Here is a 22,785-nt window from a genome sequence, read left to right as displayed (position 1 = left end):
GCGTCGTTCACCCTGGAAAAAGATTATGAAAACCATAACAACCTCCATCGCAGCATTACTCCTCCTGACAGGGTGCGATAATGCGCAAACATCTGCTCCCCAACGCCCTCTGCCGGAAGTGGGGATTGTCACACTCATGAGCCAGCCGGTTTCCGTCGTCAGTGAGCTGACCGGGCGTACCACCGCCGCGATGAGCGCCGAAGTGCGCCCGCAAGTGGGCGGCATTATCCAAAAGCGTCTGTTCACCGAAGGCGATACGGTGAAGGCCGGACAGGCGCTATATCAAATCGACCCCGCCAGCTACCGCGCCGCCTACGATGAAGCCGCCGCCGCGCTGAAACAAGCACAGGCTCTTGTGCAGGCCGACTGCCAGAAAGCCCAGCGTTATGCCCAACTGGTGAAAGACGATGGCGTGTCGCGTCAGGATGCCGAAGACGCAAAATCTACCTGCGCGCAGGACAAGGCCAGCGTCGAATCAAAGAAGGCCGCGCAGGAGAGCGCCCGCATTAACCTTAACTGGACGACCGTCACCGCGCCGATTGCCGGGCGCATCGGCATCTCTTCCGTCACCCCTGGGGCGCTGGTAACCGCCCAACAAGACACCGCGTTGGCAACCGTTCGTGGGCTGGAGAGTATGTACGTCGATTTAACCCGTTCCAGCGCCGATCTGCTGCGATTACGCAAGCAAACCCTCATCAGTAACAGTAATACGTTAAGCGTGTTCTTAATCCTCGAAGACGGTAGCACCTACAGCGAAAAAGGCCGTCTGGCGCTGACTGAAGTGGCGGTAGATGAATCGACCGGCTCGGTCACCCTGCGCGCCGTCTTCCCGAACCCGCAGCATCAGCTTTTACCGGGCATGTTTGTGCGCGCCAAAGTGGATGAAGGCATCATGAACGACGCGATCCTCGCGCCGCAGCAGGGCATCACCCGCGACGCCAAAGGCACCGCCACCGCGCTGGTGGTGAATGCCAGCAACAAGGTCGAGCAGCGTCAGCTCGAAACGGGGGAGACCTACGGCGACAAATGGCTGGTGCTGAGCGGCCTGAAGGCGGGCGATAAGCTGATTGTGGAAGGTACCGACAAAGTCACTCCCGGTCAGGAAGTGAAAGCCGAAGAGATGAAAACCAACGGAGGAAACGCCTGATGTTTTCCCGCTTCTTCGTGCGTCGCCCGGTCTTTGCCTGGGTGATCGCCATACTGATTATGCTCGCCGGGGTGCTGGCGATCCGCACGCTGCCGGTGGCGCAGTATCCGGACGTTGCCCCCGCCGTCGATCAAAATTTCCGCCACCTACACCGGCGCCTCCGCGCAGACGCTGGAAAACAGCGTAACCCAGGTGATCGAACAGCAGCTCACCGGGCTGGATAACCTGCTCTACTTCACCTCCACCAGCAGTTCGGACGGTTCGGTGAGCATTAATGTGACCTTCGAACAAGGAACCGATCCGGACACCGCTCAGGTACAGGTGCAGAACAAAGTCCAGCAGGCGGAATCGCGCCTGCCGAGCGAGGTACAGCAGTCCGGGATCACCGTCGAAAAGTCCCAGAGTAACTTCCTGCTGATCATGGGCGTATATGACAAAACCGACGCCGCCAGCAGCTCAGATATCGCAGACTGGCTGGTCAGTAATATGCAAGACCCGCTGGCGCGCGTGGAAGGGGTGGGAAGCCTGCAGGTGTTTGGCGCGGAATATGCCATGCGCATCTGGCTCGACCCGACGAAGCTGGCCGCCTACTCGCTGATGCCGTCCGACGTACAAAGCGCGATTGAAGCCCAGAACGTGCAGGTCTCTGCCGGTAAAATTGGCGCGCTGCCCTCGTCCAATGCGCAACAGTTGACGGCCACCGTGCGCGCCCAGTCGCGCCTGCAGACGGTGGATCAGTTTAAAAATATCATCGTGAAGAGTCAGTCCAACGGCTCGGTCGTCCACATAAGTGACGTGGCCCGCGTGGAGATGGGCAGTGAAGATTACACCGCCACCGCGAAGCTGAACGGCCACCCGGCAGCGGGTATGGCAGTGATGCTCTCGCCGGGCGCGAACGCGCTCAATACCGCCACGGCGGTGAAAGATAAAATTGACGGGTTCAAAAAGTCGATGCCGGAAGGCTACGACGTGGCCTACCCAAAAGACAGCACCGAGTTCATCAAGATCTCGGTTGAGGACGTGATTCAGACCCTGTTCGAAGCCATTATCCTCGTGGTGGTGGTGATGTATCTGTTCCTGCAAAATATCCGCGCCACGCTGATCCCGGCGCTGGCGGTGCCGGTGGTCCTGTTGGGCACCTTCGGCGTGCTGGCGCTGTTCGGCTACTCCATTAACACCCTGACGCTGTTTGCGATGGTGCTGGCGATAGGCCTGCTGGTGGATGACGCCATCGTGGTGGTAGAAAACGTCGAGCGCATTATGCGTGACGAGGGGCTACCCGCTCGGGAAGCGACCGAAAAATCGATGGGCGAAATCTCCGGGGCGCTGATCGCCATTGCCCTGGTGCTTTCCGCAGTGTTCCTGCCGATGGCCTTCTTCGGCGGCTCCACCGGAGTCATATATCGTCAGTTCTCGGTCACCATTATCTCGGCGATGTTTCTCTCCGTGGTCGTGGCGTTAACCCTGACGCCCGCGCTGTGCGGCTCGATTCTGCGCCATACGCCAGCGCATAAAAAAGGCTTCTTTGGCGCATTTAACCGCTTCTACAGCAAGACCGAGCATGGCTATCAGAACAAGGTCCTGCGCGCCCTGCGTCGCTCCGGCGGCATGCTGATAGTCTACGCCCTGCTTTGCGGTGCGATGGGGTTCGCCATGCTGAAACTGCCGGGCAGTTTCCTGCCAACGGAAGATCAGGGTGAAATCATGGTGCAATATACCCTGCCGGCTGGCGCGACGGCGGTGCGTACCGCCGAGGTCAGCCGCCAGGTACGCGAGTGGTTCCTCACCAACGAGAAAGCCAATACCGACGTGATCTTCACCATTGAAGGCTTCAGCTTTAGCGGCAGCGGGCAGAACGCCGGGATGGCGTTTGTCTCTCTGAAAAACTGGTCAGAGCGTAAAGGCGATGAGAATACCGCTCAGGCCATTGCCCTGCGCGCCACGCAGGCGCTGAGCACCCTTCGGGATGCCACCATTTTCGCCATGACGCCACCGGCGGTGGATGGTTTAGGCCAGAGCAACGGCTTTACCTTTGAGCTGATGGCCAGCGGCGGCACCGACCGTGACGCGCTGCTGAAGATGCGTAACCAGCTGATTGGCGCAGCCAACCAGGACAACTCTTTACACGCCGTGCGCGCCAACGATCTGCCGCAGATGCCACAATTGCAGGTGGATATCGATAACAACAAAGCCGTCTCGCTGGGGCTGTCCCTGAGCGATGTTACCAACACCCTCTCCAGCGCCTGGGGCGGCACCTACGTGAACGACTTCATCGACCGTGGCCGCGTGAAAAAGGTCTACATCCAGGGCGATAGCGACTATCGCGCGGTACCGTCGGATCTCAACAAATGGTATGTGCGCGGCAGCGACAGCTCCATGACGCCGTTCTCCGCTATTGCGACCACCCGCTGGGAGTATGGTCCGGAGAGCCTGGTGCGCTACAACGGCTCGGCGGCGTATGAAATTCAGGGCGAAAACGCCAGCGGTGCAAGCTCCGGTACGGCAATGAGCAAAATGGAACAGCTGGCAGATAACCTACCGGCGGGCAGTACCTGGGCCTGGAGCGGTCTGTCGCTGCAGGAAAAACTGGCGAGCGGCCAGGCGCTGAGCCTTTATGCCCTCTCCATCCTGGTGGTGTTCCTGTGTCTGGCCGCCCTGTATGAAAGCTGGTCGGTGCCGATTTCGGTCATCATGGTGATCCCGCTTGGGGTACTGGGCGCGGCGCTGGCGGCATCAATGCGCGGCCTGAACAACGACGTCTACTTCCAGGTAGCGCTGCTGACCACCATCGGCCTGGCGTCGAAGAACGCCATCCTGATTGTTGAATTTGCCGAAGCCAAAGTCGCCGAAGGTTATTCTCTGTCGCGCGCCGCCCTGCGCGCGGCCCAGACCCGATTGCGTCCGATCATCATGACCTCGCTGGCGTTTATTGCAGGCGTCACGCCGCTGGCCATCGCCACCGGCGCCGGCGCTAACAGCCGCGTGGCGATCGGTACCGGTATCATCGGCGGGACGCTGGCGGCCACGCTGCTGGCGATCTTCTTCGTCCCTTTATTCTTTGTACTGGTGAAACGTCTCTTCTCCGGTAAGCACGCAAACCGGAGGTCATAATGTTTCGCGTCTCTGTTTTAGTCTTAGCCCTGCTGAGCGCAGGCTGTGTTTCATTAGATCCAACCTATCAACGCCCGGATGCGCCCGTCCCGGCGACGTTGCCGGGCACGCACGGCGAAGCCACGGCGGTAGTGAGCCAGTGGCAGCAGGTGATGAACGATGCGCGCCTGAAAGGCGTGGTGACGATGGCGCTCAACAGCAACCGCGACGTGCAAAAAGCGATTGCGGATATTGACACCGCCCGCGCCCAGTTCGGCGAAACGCGCTCGTCATTGTTCCCGACGCTGGATGCGGAACTGAGCCACAGCCGCAGCCGTACGCTGGCGAGCGGCGTCGCGTCAAGCGATGAGGCCAACGGTGCGGTCTCCAGCTTCGAGCTGGATCTGTTTGGCCGCAACCAGAGCCTGACCCGCGCGGCGCGTGAAACCTGGCTTGCCAGCGAGTTCACCGCACAAAATACCCGCCTGACGATGGTCAGCGAACTGACCATCGCCTGGGTAACCCTGGCGGCGGATAACAGCAATCTGGCGCTGGCGAAATCCACCCTGCAAAGCGCGGCGCATTCGCTCAAAATTGTTAAGCGTCAGCAGGAAGTGGGCGTGGTGGCCGCAACGGACGTCAGCTCAGCAATGGCGGTTTATCAGCAGGCGCGGGCCAGCGTGGCAAGCTACCGGACGCTGGTGATGCAGGACAAAAATGCCCTCAACCTGCTGGCGGGCGATACGGTACCGGAAAACTTGTTGCCCGGCACGCTGGAGAGCCTGAGCGATAACGCCATCACGTTAATTCCGGCGGGAGTCAGTTCCAGCACCTTGCTGCGTCGTCCGGATATTCAGGAGGCCGAGCATAACCTGCTGAGCGCTAACGCCAACATCGGTGCCGCGCGCGCTAACTTCTTCCCGAGCATTTCGCTCACCGCCAGCGCGGGCGTCGGCAGCGACTCGCTCTCATCGCTGTTCAGCCACGGGATGAAGATCTGGTCGTTCGCGCCGTCCATCACCCTGCCGCTGTTTAGCGGCGGCAACAATATGGCACAGTTACGCTACGCGCAAGCAGAGAAGAAGGGACTGATCGCCACCTACGAGAAGGCGATCCAGAGTGCGTTTAAAGATGTCGCCAATGCGCTGGCGCGCCGTGAAACGCTGAGCGAGCAGCTTGATGCCCAGCGTGAATATGTCGCGGCAGAACAGAAAACGCTGGATGTGGCGACCCGCAGTTATCAGGCGGGGGCGGGTAATTACCTGACGGTACTGACTGCGCAGCGGTCGCTGTGGTCGGCGCAATCCTCATTGATCGCCTTACAGCAAACCGACCTGGAAAACCGCATTACCCTGTGGCAATCGCTCGGCGGGGGGATTCAGTAACGCGATTGCGAATCAGCGTGAGGCTTGAGCTTCACGCGTTTCTATCGCTTACGGATCTCCGGAATAATGAGATCGCCACGCAGAACGTAGGACCCCAGCATCTGCATTTTTGCGTTCAACCAGCTCACGATGCGCGCCGCCATCGCGTCCATGGAATACTCAATGGCCGGGATCACCGGAATGCCCGATAGCTGCAGTGAACCACCGAGGCTGAAGACCATAATGTCGTCCGGCACCGATTTATTAAACGCCTGCAGTTGCGGGATCACCCGCTGGGCTTCCTGCTCGTCGGCCACCAGCAGCGCGTTGAAGAGGATGTGGCGTCCATAAAGACCAGGTTGCGATTAAAAGGCGGGAAATTTTTCTCCAGCGCGTGTTTATAACCCAGCAGCACCTGCTCGGCAAAACCGCTACCCTGAGGGTGGATCAGAGCAATCTGGCGGCGACCCTGGCAGGTGAGGTAGTTACAGGCCGTTTCGGCAGCAAAGGCATGATCGAACTGAACGCTATTGGGATTATCAGACGCCATACAGTCGACCATGATGACGTTATGGCCTCCAACCCAAACGCCTACTTCTGGGCCGGTCGTGACTTCCACCAGCGTCCGCAGCAGGGCATTAACGATGACTTCTGGATGAACCACGACGGCCATGGGGCCGGAGTGGGAGCATCAGGCCGCACGCTATCATGCTATGCTGTTGACCGAATTAACGACAACATAGCAGGGGAGAAAATGGGTTCTACACGTAAAGGGATGCTAAACGTGCTGATCGCCGCCGTTTTATGGGGCAGCTCAGGGGTTTGCGCGCAGTATATCATGGAGAAAAGCCATATTTCTTCACCGTACCTGACCATGGTTCGCCTGCTGTTTACCGGCGTTATCCTCCTGACCTTATCCTTCGTTCACGGCGACAAGATTTTCTCGGTCATCAAACATCGCAAAGACGCCATCAGCCTGCTGATTTTCTCGCTGGTCGGCGCGCTCACGGTGCAGCTCACCTTCCTGCTGACGATAGAGAAATCTAACGCTGCAACCGCCACCGTGCTGCAGTTCCTGTCGCCGACGATTATCGTGGCGTGGTTCGCGCTGGCGCGGAAAAAGCGCCCTGGTATTTTTGTGTTGTCCGCGATTATGACCTCATTGATCGGTACGTTCCTGTTGGTCACCCACGGCGACCCCACCTCGCTCTCCATCTCGCCTGCCGCGCTGTTCTTCGGCATTGCCTCGGCGTTTGCCGCCGCGTTTTATACAACCTATCCGTCAACGTTGATCGCCCGCTACGGCACGCTGCCGATTGTCGGCTGGAGTATGTTAATTGCGGGGGTAATGCTTACGCCGTTCTATGCCGGACGCGGGACCGCCTTTGTGATCGACGGCAGCCTGCTGCTGGTGTTTTTCTATCTGGTGGTGATTGGCACCGCGCTGACGTTCAGCCTGTATCTGAAAGGCGCGCAGATGATTGGCGGGCCGAAGGCGAGCATTCTGAGCTGCGCCGAACCGCTGAGCAGCGCGTTATTGTCGGTGCTGCTGCTGGGCGTGGCGTTTACCCTGCCGGACTGGCTGGGAACGCTGCTGATTGTATCGTCGGTAGTATTGATTTCGATGGATTCAAGAAGACGGGTGAAGGCATCGGCGTGAACGACGAATAATAGTGATAGCGGCACATTAAAATCGTGAGAGCGCTATCCGGCACCCCGTAAACCAGACGGTCAGTATCATTGATTCGGCGGGACCAGTATCCGGAAAGATTACCTTTAAGTGGCTCGGCTTACCCAGCCCATCGAAGCGTTTTCTTATCCTGCTCCTGCCACCACAGGTAATCATCCCAGCCGTTATCGGTCCAAATCAGTCGCCAGGTCATCTATCAGATCCCTCTGCGTGATTTTTCCGGTGTTTACCTGTGCGATTGACCCCATCAATCGACTGGCATTGGCAGGCGAACTTATCAGATGGATGGTTTCCATCATCAAGTTGTAGTGCTGTAAAGACATCACCACCGCATCACCCCCGTTTCGGTGGCTGATGATGGTGGTCTCCACGTTGTCATTCACGTCGTCCAACACATCTTTGATGTCGGCTTCGTGCTTCGGTAAAAGTCACAACCTGCATATTTCCTCCTGTACAAGTTACGGTACAAGTTACGGTACAAGTATATCGATGAGGTGACTTTTATCAATCAGCGCGTCTTAACCTTCCCCGCCACCAGCAGCGCGGTCAGCAGCATCAGGGTGCCGGAGATCACCAGCGGTGACGTCAGCCCCATATGATCAAGCGCCACACCGCCCACGGCCGCGCCGCAGGTGTTGGCCAGCTGGATCACCGCCACCTGAATCGACCCGGCTTTTTCCGCCTGATCGGCAAGCGATCGGGTGATCCACGTTGACCAGCCCACCGGCACCAGCGCAAAGGCAAAGCCCCAGATAATCGCCACTGCCGAAGCCACCCACTTATCGCTGCCCCACAGCACCAGCACCGCCGCGCTGATGGCCAGCACCAGCGGCGCACCCGCCAGCGCCATCTTCAGGGAGCGTTTCAGGAACTGAGACGACAGCGAAGTACCGATAAAGCTGGCAATACCGAAGCTCAGCAGCACCAGCGTCAGGCCGTCCACATCAAAGCCCGCCATGGTCATAAACACCGGCCGGATGTAGGTAAAGAAGGCAAACTGCCCGGCAAAGGCCATAAAGATCGCCGTCATCCCCGCCATCACACCAGGGCGTTTCAGCAGCGCGAACATGTTCTGTTTGTGGTGCGCCGCTTCACCCGGCAGAGACGGTAGCGCTTTCCATAACCAGATAATGCACAGGAGCCCCATCACCGCCGCCGCGTTGAACACGTTACGCCAGCCGATAATCCCGCCGAGGAAGCTGCCCAGCGGCGCGGCAATCACCAGCGCGATAGAGACCGCGCCGAAGATGACGGAGAGCGCTTTAGGCACCGTACGCGCGGGCACCAGGCGCATGGTGAGCGAGGCCGACATCGCCCAGAAGCCGCCGAGCCCTAACCCCAGACAGGCGCGGCCGAGCAACAGCAGGGTGAAGCTTTCAGCGAACGAGACCAGCAGGCAGGAGAGCGTTAGCAGCACGCTGAACAGAATGACCACTTTGCGACGGTCAATGGCGCCGATCGCCTGGGTGATAAACAGGCTGGCGAACATCGCCACGAAGGCGGTGACGGTCACGGACTGCCCGGCAACGCCCTCGGAAATACCCAGATCCTGCGCCATCGGCGTCAGCAGACTCACCGGCAAAAACTCTACGGTAATCAGGCAGGCAACGCAAAACGCCACGGAGAAAACCGCCGACCAGTTGGGGCGAGAAACCTCTTTGGCCTGCGGTGGGGTCGTGGGTTAGATATGTTCTGTCATGGCATCACCTGAGATAAAAAACGGGCGGAAAAGTCGCGCAGTTTATCATCAAAAGTGTGACGAATTTAACGATTTGACAACTTTTGCAGTTTTTTGAAGTTATCAGTGCAGATAAATCACGCCCTCTTCCGGCAGGAAGAGCTGGTTATAGCGCAACTGGAAGGCGTTAAGTTCCTGGGGATCGGGTTCCATTTCGCGCATAAAACCGAGCGCAAGACGGATCTGCGCGTCAGTGATTGGCGCGGCAAGACGGGCTTTTCGCAGCAGTCGGTGCCAGGCGTGTAGATTCTCTTCGCTGCCGTTAACGATACAAACCTGCCAGATCAACACTACCTGAGCGGCATTTTGCAGGTGGGCCTCGTCGGGGCGCTCAAGGTAGCGGATAAACTCGTTTCCGGATGTTTTCCCGAACTGGTCAATCATGGACTCAACCGGAACCAGGGGCACCCCCAGTCGCTCGCTTAACCGTTTGATCGCACGGCGAGAATCCGAGGTAAGAATGCGAAACCCAACCACAAACACCACGGCAAGCGTTGCCAGCATTATCCAGACCATGCGTTCTCCTTAGAATAGCTGCTCATCATAGCGAGAAACGCACGCTGGCGCTAAGCTTGCTGAAAAAAAGCTGCACGCCAGGCGCGACAACCCCGCGCAGATATGGCTGCGCGGGCTGTTGCTGGAGACGAGTCAGCGCGCCTGAAGCCCTTTGAGCAACGCCTCGTGAAAGCGCTCAGGATCCTGCATCTGCGGCGCGTGGCCCATGTCGTTAAACTCGACCAGCGTCGCGTGCGGAATGCGTTTCTCCGTCTCTTTTCCCAGTACCGCGTAGTTGCCGAGCGTCTTGCGGATCGCCGGTGGGGCGAGGTCTTTACCGATGGCGGTGTTGTCCTTCGTGCCGATCATCAATAATACCGGCATCTTCAGCTCGCTAAATTCATAGATAACCGGCTGGGTATAGATCATGTCGTACAGTAGCGCCGAGTTCCAGGCTACACGCGCTTTGCCTGGGCCGTTATTCAGCCCGGCGAGCATGGTGACCCAGCGCTCGTATTCCGGCTTCCACTCCCCGGCGTAGTAAGTATTTTTCTCATACTGACGAATGCCGTCGGCGCTGACTTTCAGCTCGCGCTGATACCATTGATCGACGGTGATATGCGGCACGCCGCGCGCTTTCCAGTCCTCCAGACCAATCGGGTTCACCATTACCAGTTGTTCCACCTGCTGCGGCCACATCAACGCGTAGCGGGTTGCCAGCATGCCGCCGGTCGAGTGCCCGATCACCGTGACGCGATCGACGCCGAGCGATTTCAGCAGCGCGTGGGTGTTATCCGCCAGTTGCTGGAAGCTGTACTGATACCGCTCCGGCTTGGTGGATTTACAGAAGCCGATCTGGTCGGGTGCGATCACCCGATATCCGCTGGCTGAAAGCGCGCGGATCGTGCCGCCCCAGGTGCCGGCGCAGAAGTTTTTACCGTGCATCAACACCACGGTGCGGCCGTTGGGTTTTTCCGGCTTTACGTCCAGGTAAGCCATATCCAGAGACTGATTTTGAGAGGTAAAGGTAATGTGTTTTACCGGCCAGCCGTAGTCAAAACCTTCCAGCTTTTCACCGTAGGCAGGGGCGTCCGCGGCCATCGCGGGGGATGCCAGCGCCATCAATAGTGCAAGGCAGGACAATCGTCGGGTCAACATGCAAGCTCTCCGTTAGCAAAAGGGGCTAAGGCTGCACGAAAGGCGGCAGCAAAAAACACTGTAGAGCATGCTGCGTGGCAAGTGTGTAAAGCGGAGTAAAGGTCGGGGAAAGAGACGAAAAAGCCCGGTCGCTACCGGGCTAATCAGGCAAAGCGGTTTACTCGAAGAACACCGCAATTTTGTTAAACATGGTGGGATCGGACTGGTTACGCACCACGTTGGTGACATCCTGTAGCTTATCTATCTGCGCCATCATCTGTTCCAGGCGCTGGTCATCATTAACCAGCAGCCAGATGCGGCTATGCTCGCTGCCCTGTATCGGCAGACAAAGTATGCCTTCAACATTAAACGCGCGACGGGCAAATAGCCCGCAGACGTGGGTCATTACGCCGGGGTGGTTGCGAACGGTGAGTTCCAGAATGACGTTATCACATTGTTTTTGCATAGCTTATTCCCCCACCATTTCAGTATTTGCCGCTCCCGGCGGCACCATCGGGTACACTTTTTGTTCTGGGTCGATACGCACGTGGACCAGCGCCGGGCCAGGACGAGAGACAGCCGCCTGCAGCGCCGCGTGGGGATCCGCTTCGGCATTCAGATCGCAGGTGTGCAGGCCAAAGCCGGCAGCAATCTGCAAGAAGTTAATCATTCCCGGATAGGTGGCGGCAAACACCCCCTGTTTATAGAACAGACTCTGCTGCTGGTGAACCAGCCCCAGCGCCTGGTTATTCATCAGAATGATTTTCACGTCCAACTGGTTTTCGGCCGCAGTCGCCATTTCCTGAATGTTCATCATCAGGCTGCCGTCGCCGGAGAAGCAGATAACCTTACGCTCTGGATTGGCGAGCGCCGCACCGACCGCCGCCGGCAGCCCAAAGCCCATGGTGCCCAGACCGCCGGACGTCAGCCACTGACGCGGACGGTTCAACGGGTAGGCTTGTGCGGTCCACATCTGATGCTGGCCCACGTCGGTGGTGACAATTGCGCTGTCGTCTACGCAGGCGGCAACGGCGTTAATCAGGCCGTAGTGACAGAGCGGATCGCCCTCGGTTGGGATCGCACACGGGAACTCTCGTTGCAGGTCGGCAACCTGTTGCCGCCACTCGTCGCGGCCGGTCGCCTCCGTCTGGGGGATCAGTTGCGCCAGTACCTCGCCGATATCGCCCTGAATGGCGACGTGCGGCTGTTTGATTTTACCCAGCTCGGCGCGGTCGATATCTACGTGAAGAATTTTAGCGTTCGGGCAAAACTGCTCGGTTTTGCCAATCGCCCGGTCATCAAAACGTGCACCGAGAACAATCAGTAAATCAGCCTTTTGCAGAATATAATTGGTGCTGCGCGCGCCGTGCATCCCCAACATGCCGAGCGACAGCGGGTGTGCCTTTGGCAACAATCCTAGTGCCAGCAGCGTCATGGTGGTTGGCAGGTTGGCTTTTTCCGCGAACTGGCGCACCGCTTCGCAGGCGTTAATTGCACCACCGCCCAGATACAGCACCGGACGTTTCGCTGCATTAATCATGGCCGCCGCGTCGCGCACGCTTTCAGCGCTAAATTCCGGCGCCGCGGCACGGGCGCCCGGCTCCGGGAGGACGTCAAGTTCAATTTCTGCGGTCTGGACATCCTTGGGAATGTCTATCCACACCGGGCCTGGGCGACCGGACTGCGCAATGCGGAATGCATCGCTGATAACCTGAGGAAGCTCGGCAATATGGCGAACTAAATAGTTATGCTTGGTGATGGGGATAGAGATGCCGTAGGTGTCCACTTCCTGGAACGCATCGGTGCCAATCATCGAAGAGGGAACCTGCCCGGTAATGCAGATCAGCGGAATGGAGTCGAGGCGCGCATCGGCGATGGCGGTAACCAGGTTGGTCGCGCCCGGCCCGCTACAGGCCAGACATACCGCCGGTTTGCCCTGTGTGCGCGCCATACCCTGTGCGATAAACCCTGCCCCCTGCTCGTGGCGGGCAAGCACATGGCGGATTGTGCTGCTTTGGCTTAACGCATCATACAGCGGAAGCACTGTCCCGCCGGGGATACCCGCTACCGTGGTGATGCCCTGTCGCTCCAGTAAATGAACAATTAATTGCGCGCCAGTAAAACGCGTCTTCGTAGATGTTGTACCCGAATGTGCCATGCTCCAGTCCTTTTATGGGCCGACTTTCCGGGAGGCGTTTAAACTAAAAAACCCCGCCCGGTTTGCGCCGGCGGGGTTTTGGATTTGTGTGTTGATCCAGTCCCTACGGCGCATTGCCGACGACCACCACCACACGCACGACGACCACTGCGGCGGGTTGCGCAGTTTTTAGTAGGGTCGCGGTGTTCATGGATGCAGTCATGGGGAACCTGTGTTTGGAATCATTGATAGAATTTATACAAACACAGGTTTTACAGCGTGACAATGGAAATATTTTCATCTGCGTAAAAATGCGCCAGGGATCACGTTTCGCTTGTAGGGTGATGAAAACAAAAAACCCCGCCGAAGCGAGGTTCTTAGCAGGGTTTGCGGTTGGTCGCCGCAGAACACACTGTATTACGTCAACGCAAAAAGTATACGCGATCGAAGACGAACGTGCAATTCCGGCACGGATTTTGCCGTTTTTGAGTATGGATTGCCTTTCGAATTTTGTCCATTAAATACTGTTCATACATACAGTATTTATCTATACTGTGGGTGTTCGCAGTGCGCGAGGGGGCCGCTGTTTTACCGGCGCAAAAAAAGTCCTGGCTGAAACGGGTGGTGCCGTCAGTGCCTTAACCCCCGAAGTGAGCACACTGTGTTACGTCAATCCAGGTGCTGGCAACAGGCGGCGGAAAGGTACGCCAGCATCGTGCTCCTTTTGCCAAAAGGAGACGCGTATGAGCGTCGTGGATACGGTGATACTGGTCCTCAAACTCATTGTTGCACTACTGCAACTGCTTGATGCCGTCCTGAAATACCTGCGGTAATTCAGGGTCAAGTCGCACCTGAGAGGGGCGGGCAACCGCCCCTCTTTAATAACGAGGGAATGCTATGTCGCGTCTGTTAATTGAGCCTGTCACCCCTGAAGAGCCGGGGTTTATCGCGCTTAAGGCTGAGAGTATCGCGTTGAATTTCAACATGCTGTGCAGGCTGGAAGAGAACTGGCAGCGCGGTGAAAACCGCTTCAATGCGCCGGGTGAAAAACTGTTGGGTGCGTTTCTCAACGGCAAACTGGTGGGCGTATGTGGCCTCAACCGCGATCCCTTTAGCCAACAGCCGCGTGCGGGCCGTATTCGCCATCTTTACGTCAGCGAAAAGTGTCGCGGGCTGGGGATTGGCAAACAGCTGTTAACCGTGGTGATGGCCGATGCCAGCATCTGGTTCGATTTTCTTAATACCCACGCGCCGGATGCCGTTTACGGGTTCTATCACCGGGCGGGGTTTACGCTGGTCGCCGACGAACCGCGGGTAACGCACCGCCTTTTTTGCGCAGTGTGATCGCCTGCACGCAGCGTTGTGCCAGGCCTAACCTGGCACAAATTTTTGGCAACATTAGTTGCCGTACGCGTTAATAAAACCTGCCTGATCCCTCGTCCACATTCACCACGGCAATACTTAATTTTTCATCTCACTGTGGTAGGTTCCTCGCACATTTAGCGGAATGCGTAGTCAGTTATTCTTTATTTCTCTTTTTTGGCAAAAGTCTGCAGCGAAATGAAAAAACAAAGGAACGTTAACTTATTGTTGATGCTGGTGTTACTGGTGGCCGTCGGGCAGATGGCGCAGACCATCTATATTCCGGCGATTGCCGACATGGCAAAGGAAATGAACGTCCGCGAAGGCGCGGTCCAGAGCGTAATGGCCGCCTATCTGTTGACCTATGGCGTCTCGCAGCTCTTCTACGGACCGCTGTCTGACCGCGTCGGGCGTCGCCCGGTGATCCTGGTGGGGATGTCTATCTTTATGGTAGCGACGGTCATTGCCATCGCCACCCATTGCCTGACCGTATTGATTGCCGCCAGCGCGTTACAGGGCATTGGTACCGGCGTCGGTGGGGTAATGGCGCGTACCTTGCCGCGTGATATGTACCAGGGCACGCAGTTGCGCCACGCCAACAGCCTGTTAAACATGGGGATTCTGGTCAGCCCTCTGCTGGCTCCGCTGATTGGCGGCCTGCTGGGTACCCTGTGGTCCTGGCGCGCCTGCTATGGCTTCCTGCTGGTGCTGTGCATCCTTGTCACCTTCAGCATGGCGCGCTGGATGCCGGAAACCCGGCCCAAAGACGCGCCATGCAGTAAACTTATCGCCAGCTATAAAACGCTGTTCAGCAACGGGGCATTCGCCTGCTACGTGCTGATGCTGATCGGTGGTCTGGCGGGTATCGCGGTGTTTGAAGCCTGCTCCGGCGTGCTGTTAGGCGCAGGGCTGGGGTTGAGCAGTCTGGTGGTGAGCATTCTTTTTATTGTGCCAATCCCGGCGGCATTCTTTGGCGCATGGTTTGCCGGACGTCCGAACAAGCGCTTATCAACGCTAATGTGGCAGTCGGTGATGTGCTGCCTGCTAGCGGGCGTGATGATGTGGATCCCGGGGCTGGCAGGCGTAATGACGGTCTGGACGCTGCTGGTCCCGGCGGCGCTGTTCTTCTTCGGCGCAGGGATGCTGTTCCCGCTGGCGACCAGCGGCGCGATGGAGCCCTTCCCGTTCCTGGCGGGCACGGCGGGTGCGCTGGTCGGCGGTTTACAGAATATGGGGTCCGGCGCGCTGGCCTGGCTCTCCGCCATGATGCCACAAACCGGACAAGCTAGTTTGGGCTTGCTAATGACGCTGATGGGGCTGCTGATTTTACTGTGCTGGCTGCCGCTGGCGTCACGTGTCTCGCATCACGAGCAGCCGGTCTGACCCCGTGATTTCCCGGCTTTTCGCATGCCGGTGCAATCATGGTCTGTAATAACGGCTCTGGCGCGGGCCGCCAGGCGCCCTCTTCTCCGTCGTAAAACTGGAAATCTGCATTAATGGCATAGGGGATTTTTGCTTTTTGCAGTTCGCAGGCCATAAACGCCGCGAATGCCATTTGCGACGCGGTTGGCGTCAGGCGGTTTGACTCCCCCACTCCCCAGCCGCCGACCCAACTGACGTGTCCCGTTTTTTGCTGCCAGCGCAGCGCCGTGTTGATGCGATTATGAATAGCCGCTTTCTCCGCCACCGTGCCTGACGTCCACGGATATCTACCGTTACTTTTCGACGGCCCCCACGGGAAGATATGCCATTCAGCCAGCAGGTAATTTTGGCTATGGGCAGGCAGTTTCAGACTGGTGAGGTCCTCTGGTGCCGCGCGCAGTCGGGGGGCGATGAATATCATACGGTGAGCATCAATCGCATGAATGTCTTTAATCGTTTTTTCGTACACCCGGTTGAGTGAAGCCGCATTGTGATTGAGCTTGTCCGCAGGCTCGTAGATCAGGTCAAAACCCAGCTGCGGCGAACGTTGGCCGAAATAGTGCGCTACGGCAATCCACCAGTTAATGACCTCTTTCTCGGTATCAGCTTTCGGGTCGTTTTTATACGCGTCAGCCTGATAAGCGATAATCGGGATCATGCCATATTGCTCGCAAGCTTCCACCAGCTTACGCAGATGGATCAGTCTGGCTTCTGTCGGCTCGTCGGCGACACGGATCCGCACATGGCTAATCCCTTTCGCGCGAAAATCGCGTACCACCAGCGGGTCGAACTCGCGTATCCCGCGCTCGGTACGCGCCCAATCCACGTCTAAACCCACTCCCAGTTGCTGCGCATAGCGGGCAGCCGTTAGCGGCGGCTCAGCGGCGAAGGCCCAGCCGGAAGTAACCAGTAGCGCAGTGGCTATAAGAGGCTTTAACACGGTATACCTTGCGAGAATTCAAAAGTAATAACCTGTATTTAGCACCCTTTTCCGCATTTGGTGTAGCGGCAAAGCGTAATAATTCTTCAGTTCGCCCCTTCCTTCAGCCAGCCGATAAAGGCATCGATTTTGGGCCACTGTCGGCCAGGAAGCGTTGAGATGTAGTAATGCTGATGACACTTCAGGGCTTTATCGCCGAAAGGCGCGATCAGCTCTTTGCGCACAAGACGTGTTTGCACCAGCCGTTTGCGCCCCATTGCGACACCGACATGGTTCATGGCGGCTATTATCGCTAAATCGGAACGATCGAAGCCGATTCCCGGCGATGGCGGCAGGTTAACCGCAAATTGTTGCGCCCAGCTAAACCACTCATCGGTACCGGAATCGTTGCTCCAGGCCTGGCGGTCATGCAGCAACGTGCAATGCAGCAGGTTGTCGGGGTTATGCAGGAGAGCATGCTCGCGTGCGTATTCCGGTGAACACACGGGTAAAATTTCTTCGTCCATCAAAAAATGATGCGAGAGGTAATTAGGCGGGGTATCGTCGAAATAAAGCGCCAGATCAACGCCCGTTCGCTGCATATTGACGTAATCGTTGCCGGTCAGGATAGTTAACGAAATCGAGGGATAGCGGCGGGTAAAGTCCCCCAGCATCGGTACCAGCCAGCACTGCGCAATCGACGGGCGAGAGTAGACCGTCAGCGTGCCGGACAGCGCCTGATTTTTGATATCGAGGATCTCCTGATTCAGGGTGTCGAGTGACGATTTAAGCGTCCAGTAAACGCGTTTCCCCTCCTGCGTCAACTCGACTTTACGGTGCGAACGCACAAAAAGCGGAATACCTAACTCTTCTTCCAGCAGGTTGATACGGTGGCTTACTGCGCTCGGCGTGAGCGACAGCTCCGCCGCCGCCAGCGCGAAGGATGCATGCCGGGCCGCCACCTCAAAGGTGTGCATTTTCGACAATTGCCAGCCGTTTAACAGGCGATTTCGGGTTTCATTCGCGTCGTTCATCACAATCCTCACTCGTTATTTACATCTTAAGACTACCGTTTACGGGTGAAATTATGTGAATCAAATAGCGTTAACGTGCATATTTTAGACCCTGGTCACGCGTTTGATGCAATCTGGCTCACCTGTACGTCAATTTATATCGTTTGTCAGCCTATGCCGTTTTTCGTCCAATAGTCGTAATGACAAAGGGTGAGGTGGGGCATGGGATCTCAGGTCTGGGTTGTGGCGACGCTGCTGACAAGCATTGTGTTGATTGTTTTAACCATCGTAAAACTGAAGTTTCACCCGTTCCTGGCGCTGCTGCTGGCGAGCTTTTTTGTCGGCGCGATGATGGGAATGCGCCCGCTGGAGATAGTGGATGCCGTTGAGAGCGGAATTGGCGGTACCCTGGGCTTTCTGGCGGCGGTGATTGGTCTTGGCACAATCCTCGGCAAGATAATGGAAGTCTCGGGTGCGGCAGAACGTATCGGCATCACGCTCCAGCGCTGCCGCTGGCTCTCGGCGGACGTGATTATGGTGCTGGTCGGCCTCATCTGCGGCATTACGCTGTTTGTGGAGGTGGGTGTGGTGCTGCTGATCCCACTCGCCTTCTCCATTGCCAAAAAAACCCACACCTCATTGCTCAAACTGGCCATTCCGCTGTGTACCGCCTTGATGGCGGTGCACTGCGTGGTGCCTCCACACCCGGCGGCGCTGTTTGTTACTAACGCGCTGGGCGCGGACGTGGGTACGGTTATTGTTTATGGTCTGCTGGTGGGTCTGGTGGCCTCGCTGGCAGGCGGTCCGCTGTTCCTGAAACTGCTCGGGGAGCGCCTGCCGTTTAAAGCGGTTCCGGCAGAATTTTCAGACCTTAACGTGCGTGAAGAACACACCCTACCCTCTCTCGGCGCAACGCTGTTTACCGTGCTGCTGCCCATTGGCCTGATGCTGGTGAAAACCGTCGCCGGACTGTATATGGCAGCCAATGACAGCACGCTCTTTGCGCTACTGGAGTTTATCGGCAACCCGATCACCGCGATGTTTATCGCTGTGTTTGTTGCCTATTACCTTCTGGGGATCCGCCAGCATATGGCCATGAGTGCGATGCTGACCCATACCGAGAACGGGTTTGGTGCCATCGCCAACATTTTATTGATTATCGGCGCGGGTGGGGCGTTTAACGCCATTCTGAAAACCAGCGGGCTGGCGGACACCCTGGCGCAGATGCTTTCGAACCTGCATATGCACCCCATCCTTCTCGCGTGGCTGGTGGCGCTGGTGCTGCATGCCGCCGTTGGCTCGGCGACCGTGGCGATGATGGGCGCCACGGCGATTGTGGCGCCGATGCTGCCGCTCTACCCGAACGTCAGCCCGGCGATCATCACCATTGCCATCGGTTCCGGCGCCATTGGCTGCACGATCGTCACCGACTCCCTTTTCTGGCTGGTAAAGCAGTATTGCGGCGCCACCCTGAATGAGACCTTCAAATATTATACGACGGCGACGTTTATCGCCTCGGTGCTTGCACTTGGCGGCACATTCCTGCTTTCTTTTATTATCTGAGCGCGACGAGACGTACTATGAAAAACGCAATTATTACCACGTTAACCGCACAGTTTCCTCTGGTTGAGGAGCTGATTGCCCTGCAAGAAACGACCTGGCTTAACCCACGCGCCACTACGCTTGCTGAGGGGTTGCCGTATGTCGGGTTAACCAAAGCCGATGTGGATGACGCCCATTTTCGCCTGAACCGCTTCGCGCCGTATCTGGCAAAAGCATTCCCGGAAACGGCGGCCACCCGCGGGATTATCGAATCTGAACTGGTGGCGATACCGGCGATGCATAAGCGGCTGGAGCGGGAGTTTGCTAAGGCGATCCCCGGAACGCTGCTGCTGAAAAAGGACAGCCATCTGCCCATTTCCGGCTCCATTAAGGCGCGTGGCGGCATCTATGAAGTGCTGGCGCATGCGGAAAAACTGGTGCTGTCAGCCGGTTTGCTCAGTAGTGATGACGATTACAGCATCCTGCTGGAGCCGCGCTTTAAAGACTTCTTCAGCCGGTACAGCATCGCGGTAGGCTCTACCGGCAACCTGGGGATGTCCATCGGTATCATCAGCGCGCGCATCGGCTTTAAGGTGACAGTCCATATGTCCGCTGACGCCCGGGAATGGAAAAAAGCCACGCTGCGCAGCCACGGCGTGCATGTCGTAGAGTATGAGCAGGATTATGGCGTCGCGGTGGAGCAAGGGCGAAAAGCCGCGCTAAGCGATGCGAACTGTTTCTTCATTGACGATGAAAATTCCCGCACCCTGTTCCTCGGTTATGCGGTGGCGGGCGAGCGTCTGAAGGCGCAGTTTGCCGCCCAGGGTCGGGTGGTAGATGCCGCACATCCACTGTATGTCTACCTGCCATGTGGCGTCGGCGGCGGCCCTGGCGGCGTGGCGTTTGGTCTTAAACTGGCGTTTGGCGATAACGTACACTGTTTCTTTGCCGAACCAACTCACTCACCTTGCATGCTGCTGGGCGTCTACACCGGCCTGCACGATGACATTGCGGTTCAGGATCTCGGGATCGATAACGTAACGGCTGCGGACGGACTGGCCGTAGGACGTGCATCGGGTTTCGTGGGCCGCGCGATGGAACGCCTGCTCGCCGGGTTCTATACGCTTTCCGATCGGAGTATGTATGACATGCTCGGCTGGCTGGCGCAGGAAGAGGGGATCCGTCTCGAACCCTCTGCCCTGGCGGGAATGGCCGGACCGCTACGCGTAAAGGCGGAAGCTAACGTTACCCATCTGGTCTGGGCGACCGGCGGCGGGATGGTGCCGGAAGACGAAATGGCGACGTATTTAGCGAAAGGACGTTAAGTTATCGGCCCGGTAAGGCGCAACCCTCGCCGGGCGAAACCGACAACTACAGGTTTAAAATTTGCTGGATATGGCTGACCGCAAACAGCAGTGACAGGGATAAAACAGCCAGGGCGATCAGTAACTTATCTCGCACTGCCTTCGGCTGCGCAAAATCATCCTGCGCCACGTCCATCAGGTTACGGCTGCGGGTATAACGCCATAGAATAATCGCCACCATCGCCAGCACAATTAATGAGATCCACATTGGCCCGCCCGTGCGGTGCCAGTTGTGCTTAATCGCCAGCGCGATCAGCGCACCGTATCCCAACAGTGTGCGCAGCCAGGCAAGGGAGGTCCGCTCCGGCTGAAGGCCAGGGTCGGCTTCACGTCGCAATTTGCGGCTATCCGCCATAGAACACCAGCACCATCACCACGCCCGCCACCGCCAGCAGCATCGCGCTAATTAACAGCAGCCCGCGCGTATAAGGGAGATCGTGCTTCAGACGCATCGCTTTTTCGTTGCGTAACCAGCGCAGATAACCATAGATCGCCAGTATACCCGCAAACAGACACAGCAGCAGCGCCAGCGCTTCACGAATCAAAGGGGTGGCAAAATCGGGCGCCAGCTGATCAAGGCCAACACCGGCAGCCAGAAAGCCCAGTGCGGTGCGGATCCACGCCAGAAATGTCCGCTCATTAGCTAAAGAGAAGCGGTAATCCGGCGCTTCGCCGAGACGGGAAATTTTCATCGTTTCTCCTTGGTGTTTCGACGATTCAATCTGACCCATTGGGTTAAACAATCATTCAAGCCTGCACGGTGAGGTTCGCCGAAATTTGCTTCATTTTTCCGTTGTCAGTTTGAAGAACACTTTCGCCGTTAAGGCGCACAGCAGGTAGCAGATACCCGGGGCCATGGTAAACAACGCGACGATAGTGTTCAGGTTGGCAGGCGTTTGCGTACTGCCGACACAGCAAGTTGTGAGTAAGAGCGAAAAAAATGTCGGCGATGCCGTAATCCGGGTGACATAATACACCATTACCCCACCGCGAACCGACGTGCCGCAGATTGCGACCCGGTTAACGAATGAGACCACACGCTGGATAGTGAAAAATTAAGCACCGGAGGAGCAGTATTAGCGCCTGGGATTGACCCTTTAAGCCATCAATAAATTAAACAATAAATTACTTAATTCATTAATCCGTTTTTTCATCACAATTTATTCGGCAAAGAAATATTACGCCGTTATACTCCACCGGGTCATTAGATGTGCCACCCTTGCAAATTCATTACGCTGGCGCATAACGTCCTGCCTGGACAGGACGTTATGCGGTCTGTGATCGGGCGGCGATTGCGCCTTATCCAACCTATATCATCAACTGTTTAACGCAGGCCGCTCACTGATGGCGATGCGCTGCGGCGCAATCGCGTCCGGTACGTTGCGAGTCAGGTCGATGTTCAGCAACCCGTTAATGAAGCTCGCACCCGAGACTTCCATATGATCGGCCAGAGTAAAGCTCAGGCTAAACGGCTGAGTGACCAGCCCCTGATGCAGCCACCGGGTTTCGGTTTCTGGTTTTTCAGGCGAGCCTTTTACCGTCAAACGTGTCCCTTCGAGCTGGATCTCCAGGTCTTGCTGGCGGAATCCGGCTAACGCCAGGGTAATGCGATAGTGGTTATCATCGCTTTTTTCGATGTTGTACGGTGGGAACGTTTGTTGCTCGGCAGCAGTGTTTTGCAGGGCATTAGCCAGTTTGTCGAAGCCAATCCACTGACGCAGCAGGGGGGATAAATCGTAGTTACGCATAGTATATCTCCTTCTGAGAAGCGAGTCCGGCACAGTGTAATTTTGTGCACAATTATTCCTGCAAATCCTTGTGGATTCGCATATGCTCCCTTTACGGCAAGCAATTCTGGGTGGGCCGCTGTTGCGACCCGCACGATCAGTTAATTTCGATCCGGCGAGGTTTCTTCTCTTCCGGTATCACACGTTCCAGTTCGATAAACAGCAGACCGTTGACCAGGTTCGCGCCTTTAACGTGAATGTTCTCAGCTAACTGGAACTTGCGTTCAAAGTTACGCTCGGCGATACCCTGATAAAGGTAGGTACGTTCTTTCTGCTCAGCCGTATGGGAGCCTTTCACCAACAGCAGGTTGTCCTGCGCGGTGATTTCCAGTTCGCTCTCTGCAAAACCAGCGACCGCAATCGCAATGCGATAATGATTTTCATCCACCAGCTCAACATTGTATGGAGGATAGCCATTGCTCTGGCTTTGGTTATTTTCTAAATGGTTAAACAGGCGGTCAAAACCAATTGCAGAACGATATAACGGAGAAAGATCGAAGTTACGCATAAATAATACTCCTGAAATCAGCGAGAAATTGCAGCCTTCCACCATGGACAGGCCGTTGTCCCCCGAACAC

20 protein-coding genes, 5 pseudogenes and 1 other annotated feature are annotated in these 22,785 nt (G+C 57.0%); of the genes and pseudogenes, 9 read left to right on the top strand and 16 right to left on the bottom strand.

The window, feature by feature from the left end; translation table 11 throughout:
• Positions 1-25: 25 nt before the first annotated feature.
• The 3 genes and pseudogenes from NL510_RS00805 (at position 26) to NL510_RS00795 (ending at position 5,622) form a co-directional block, all read left to right on the top strand.
• Positions 26-1,147: an efflux RND transporter periplasmic adaptor subunit gene (locus NL510_RS00805; RefSeq protein WP_253380817.1), complete on the top strand. Its 1,122-nt coding sequence runs from the start codon at positions 26-28 to the stop codon at positions 1,145-1,147.
• A pseudogene (locus NL510_RS00800) lies at positions 1,147-4,258 on the top strand (efflux RND transporter permease subunit). Before NL510_RS00805 ends, NL510_RS00800 begins: the two are co-directional and overlap by 1 nt.
• Positions 4,258-5,622, top strand: coding sequence for an efflux transporter outer membrane subunit (locus NL510_RS00795; protein WP_253380815.1), 1,365 nt, complete (start codon positions 4,258-4,260; stop codon positions 5,620-5,622). The pseudogene NL510_RS00800 and the gene NL510_RS00795 overlap by 1 nt, the downstream one beginning before the upstream one ends.
• A 41-nt stretch (positions 5,623-5,663) precedes the next feature.
• Here NL510_RS00795 and NL510_RS00790 read toward each other — a convergent pair.
• Positions 5,664-6,172, bottom strand: a pseudogene (locus tag NL510_RS00790) (substrate-binding domain-containing protein); the annotation flags it as partial.
• On the opposite strand from NL510_RS00790, the gene NL510_RS00785 reads away from it, so the two are divergent.
• The gene (locus tag NL510_RS00785) at positions 6,173-7,261 is read left to right on the top strand and encodes a DMT family transporter (protein ID WP_253380813.1); all 1,089 of its coding nucleotides are present in this window, start codon (positions 6,173-6,175) and stop codon (positions 7,259-7,261) included. It abuts the pseudogene before it with no gap.
• 10 nt (positions 7,262-7,271) lie between these two features.
• On the opposite strand, the pseudogene NL510_RS00780 reads toward NL510_RS00785, so the two are convergent.
• The 8 genes and pseudogenes from NL510_RS00780 to ivbL form a co-directional block, all read right to left on the bottom strand.
• Positions 7,272-7,484, bottom strand: a pseudogene (locus NL510_RS00780) (Txe/YoeB family addiction module toxin); the annotation flags it as partial.
• Positions 7,456-7,732 (bottom strand): annotated as a pseudogene (locus NL510_RS00775) (type II toxin-antitoxin system Phd/YefM family antitoxin). The pseudogenes NL510_RS00780 and NL510_RS00775, both read right to left, overlap by 29 nt.
• 67 nt (positions 7,733-7,799) lie before the next feature.
• Positions 7,800-8,990: pseudogene (gene nepI, locus NL510_RS00770) on the bottom strand (purine ribonucleoside efflux pump NepI).
• A 102-nt stretch (positions 8,991-9,092) separates the two neighbouring features.
• Positions 9,093-9,545, bottom strand: coding sequence for a DUF1198 domain-containing protein (locus NL510_RS00765; RefSeq protein ID WP_253380811.1), 453 nt, complete (start codon positions 9,543-9,545; stop codon positions 9,093-9,095).
• A gap of 132 nt (positions 9,546-9,677) precedes the next feature.
• Positions 9,678-10,682: an alpha/beta fold hydrolase gene (locus NL510_RS00760; RefSeq protein WP_253380809.1), complete on the bottom strand. Its 1,005-nt coding sequence runs from the start codon at positions 10,680-10,682 to the stop codon at positions 9,678-9,680.
• Positions 10,683-10,839: 157 nt separating this feature from the next.
• Positions 10,840-11,127, bottom strand: coding sequence for an acetolactate synthase small subunit (gene ilvN / locus NL510_RS00755; protein WP_253380807.1), 288 nt, complete (start codon positions 11,125-11,127; stop codon positions 10,840-10,842).
• A 3-nt stretch (positions 11,128-11,130) separates the two neighbouring features.
• On the bottom strand, positions 11,131-12,819 hold the full coding sequence (gene ilvB, locus NL510_RS00750; protein WP_253380805.1) for an acetolactate synthase large subunit: 1,689 nt from the start codon (positions 12,817-12,819) through the stop codon (positions 11,131-11,133).
• Positions 12,820-12,922: 103 nt separating this feature from the next.
• On the bottom strand, positions 12,923-13,021 hold the full coding sequence (gene ivbL, locus NL510_RS00745) for an ilvB operon leader peptide IvbL (protein ID WP_071830013.1): 99 nt from the start codon (positions 13,019-13,021) through the stop codon (positions 12,923-12,925).
• Between the two features lie 520 nt (positions 13,022-13,541).
• Here ivbL and tisB point away from each other — a divergent pair.
• From tisB to emrD, 3 genes are all read left to right on the top strand, one after another.
• On the top strand, positions 13,542-13,631 hold the full coding sequence (gene tisB, locus NL510_RS00740) for a type I toxin-antitoxin system toxin TisB (protein ID WP_253380803.1): 90 nt from the start codon (positions 13,542-13,544) through the stop codon (positions 13,629-13,631).
• Positions 13,632-13,695: 64 nt separating this feature from the next.
• Positions 13,696-14,142, top strand: coding sequence for a GNAT family N-acetyltransferase (locus tag NL510_RS00735; RefSeq protein ID WP_253380801.1), 447 nt, complete (start codon positions 13,696-13,698; stop codon positions 14,140-14,142).
• A 216-nt stretch (positions 14,143-14,358) separates the two neighbouring features.
• Positions 14,359-15,543 (top strand): multidrug efflux MFS transporter EmrD, encoded by a 1,185-nt coding sequence (emrD, locus tag NL510_RS00730; RefSeq protein WP_253380799.1) that lies wholly within the window; start codon positions 14,359-14,361, stop codon positions 15,541-15,543.
• Here the strand turns inward: emrD and NL510_RS00725 are convergent.
• Positions 15,446-16,522: a cellulase family glycosylhydrolase gene (locus tag NL510_RS00725; protein WP_253380798.1), complete on the bottom strand. Its 1,077-nt coding sequence runs from the start codon at positions 16,520-16,522 to the stop codon at positions 15,446-15,448. The two genes, emrD and NL510_RS00725, sit on opposite strands and share 98 nt — an antisense overlap.
• Before the next feature lie 86 nt (positions 16,523-16,608).
• Positions 16,609-17,535: a DNA-binding transcriptional regulator DsdC gene (gene dsdC, locus NL510_RS00720; RefSeq protein ID WP_253380797.1), complete on the bottom strand. Its 927-nt coding sequence runs from the start codon at positions 17,533-17,535 to the stop codon at positions 16,609-16,611.
• Between the two features lie 201 nt (positions 17,536-17,736).
• On the opposite strand from dsdC, the gene dsdX reads away from it, so the two are divergent.
• A complete protein-coding gene (dsdX, locus tag NL510_RS00715) occupies positions 17,737-19,077 on the top strand; it encodes a D-serine transporter DsdX (RefSeq protein ID WP_253380796.1) in 1,341 nt (446 codons plus the stop codon).
• 17 nt (positions 19,078-19,094) lie between these two features.
• Positions 19,095-20,381: a D-serine ammonia-lyase gene (dsdA, locus tag NL510_RS00710; RefSeq protein WP_253380795.1), complete on the top strand. Its 1,287-nt coding sequence runs from the start codon at positions 19,095-19,097 to the stop codon at positions 20,379-20,381.
• A gap of 46 nt (positions 20,382-20,427) precedes the next feature.
• On the opposite strand, the gene NL510_RS00705 is transcribed toward dsdA, so the two are convergent.
• The 5 genes from NL510_RS00705 to ibpA all read right to left on the bottom strand — a co-directional run bounded on the left by NL510_RS00705 (position 20,428) and on the right by ibpA (position 22,715).
• Positions 20,428-20,775, bottom strand: a complete 348-nt coding sequence (locus NL510_RS00705) for a DUF202 domain-containing protein (protein WP_253380794.1) — start codon at positions 20,773-20,775, stop codon at positions 20,428-20,430.
• A complete protein-coding gene (locus NL510_RS00700) occupies positions 20,765-21,112 on the bottom strand; it encodes a YidH family protein (RefSeq protein WP_253380793.1) in 348 nt (115 codons plus the stop codon). Before NL510_RS00700 ends, NL510_RS00705 begins: the two co-directional genes overlap by 11 nt.
• Positions 21,113-21,202: 90 nt before the next feature.
• On the bottom strand, positions 21,203-21,400 hold the full coding sequence (locus NL510_RS00695) for a hypothetical protein (RefSeq protein ID WP_253380792.1): 198 nt from the start codon (positions 21,398-21,400) through the stop codon (positions 21,203-21,205).
• Between the two features lie 336 nt (positions 21,401-21,736).
• Positions 21,737-22,168, bottom strand: a complete 432-nt coding sequence (gene ibpB, locus NL510_RS00690; protein WP_253380791.1) for a small heat shock chaperone IbpB — start codon at positions 22,166-22,168, stop codon at positions 21,737-21,739.
• Between the two features lie 136 nt (positions 22,169-22,304).
• The gene (gene ibpA / locus NL510_RS00685) at positions 22,305-22,715 is read right to left on the bottom strand and encodes a small heat shock chaperone IbpA (RefSeq protein ID WP_112012366.1); all 411 of its coding nucleotides are present in this window, start codon (positions 22,713-22,715) and stop codon (positions 22,305-22,307) included.
• Positions 22,709-22,781, bottom strand: a sequence feature (ROSE (Repression Of Heat Shock gene Expression) occurs in the 5'-region of heat shock genes and acts as an RNA thermometer to modulate expression.). Its footprint overlaps the gene before it by 7 nt.
• Between the last annotated feature and the right edge of the window lie 4 nt (positions 22,782-22,785).

Source organism: unidentified bacterial endosymbiont (assembly GCF_918797525.1).
Taxonomy (GTDB): domain Bacteria; phylum Pseudomonadota; class Gammaproteobacteria; order Enterobacterales; family Enterobacteriaceae; genus Enterobacter.
The sequence above is the reverse complement of the archived record's forward strand: the minus strand, read 5'-3'. Positions and strand labels throughout refer to the sequence as shown.

What these genes read in the sequence shown, in the direction of transcription:
- NL510_RS00805 (WP_253380817.1), top strand. Translation starts at nt 26, where the DNA reads ATGAAAACCATAACAACCTCCATCGCAGCATTACTCCTCCTGACAGGG.
- NL510_RS00795 (WP_253380815.1), top strand. Translation starts at nt 4,258, where the DNA reads ATGTTTCGCGTCTCTGTTTTAGTCTTAGCCCTGCTGAGCGCAGGCTGT.
- NL510_RS00785 (WP_253380813.1), top strand. Translation starts at nt 6,173, where the DNA reads ATGGCCTCCAACCCAAACGCCTACTTCTGGGCCGGTCGTGACTTCCAC.
- NL510_RS00765 (WP_253380811.1), bottom strand. Translation starts at nt 9,545, where the DNA reads ATGGTCTGGATAATGCTGGCAACGCTTGCCGTGGTGTTTGTGGTTGGG.
- NL510_RS00760 (WP_253380809.1), bottom strand. Translation starts at nt 10,682, where the DNA reads ATGTTGACCCGACGATTGTCCTGCCTTGCACTATTGATGGCGCTGGCA.
- ilvN (WP_253380807.1), bottom strand. Translation starts at nt 11,127, where the DNA reads ATGCAAAAACAATGTGATAACGTCATTCTGGAACTCACCGTTCGCAAC.
- ilvB (WP_253380805.1), bottom strand. Translation starts at nt 12,819, where the DNA reads ATGGCACATTCGGGTACAACATCTACGAAGACGCGTTTTACTGGCGCG.
- ivbL (WP_071830013.1), bottom strand. Translation starts at nt 13,021, where the DNA reads ATGACTGCATCCATGAACACCGCGACCCTACTAAAAACTGCGCAACCC.
- tisB (WP_253380803.1), top strand. Translation starts at nt 13,542, where the DNA reads ATGAGCGTCGTGGATACGGTGATACTGGTCCTCAAACTCATTGTTGCA.
- NL510_RS00735 (WP_253380801.1), top strand. Translation starts at nt 13,696, where the DNA reads ATGTCGCGTCTGTTAATTGAGCCTGTCACCCCTGAAGAGCCGGGGTTT.
- emrD (WP_253380799.1), top strand. Translation starts at nt 14,359, where the DNA reads ATGAAAAAACAAAGGAACGTTAACTTATTGTTGATGCTGGTGTTACTG.
- dsdC (WP_253380797.1), bottom strand. Translation starts at nt 17,535, where the DNA reads ATGAACGACGCGAATGAAACCCGAAATCGCCTGTTAAACGGCTGGCAA.
- dsdX (WP_253380796.1), top strand. Translation starts at nt 17,737, where the DNA reads ATGGGATCTCAGGTCTGGGTTGTGGCGACGCTGCTGACAAGCATTGTG.
- dsdA (WP_253380795.1), top strand. Translation starts at nt 19,095, where the DNA reads ATGAAAAACGCAATTATTACCACGTTAACCGCACAGTTTCCTCTGGTT.
- NL510_RS00705 (WP_253380794.1), bottom strand. Translation starts at nt 20,775, where the DNA reads ATGGCGGATAGCCGCAAATTGCGACGTGAAGCCGACCCTGGCCTTCAG.
- NL510_RS00700 (WP_253380793.1), bottom strand. Translation starts at nt 21,112, where the DNA reads ATGAAAATTTCCCGTCTCGGCGAAGCGCCGGATTACCGCTTCTCTTTA.
- NL510_RS00695 (WP_253380792.1), bottom strand. Translation starts at nt 21,400, where the DNA reads ATGGTGTATTATGTCACCCGGATTACGGCATCGCCGACATTTTTTTCG.
- ibpB (WP_253380791.1), bottom strand. Translation starts at nt 22,168, where the DNA reads ATGCGTAACTACGATTTATCCCCCCTGCTGCGTCAGTGGATTGGCTTC.
- ibpA (WP_112012366.1), bottom strand. Translation starts at nt 22,715, where the DNA reads ATGCGTAACTTCGATCTTTCTCCGTTATATCGTTCTGCAATTGGTTTT.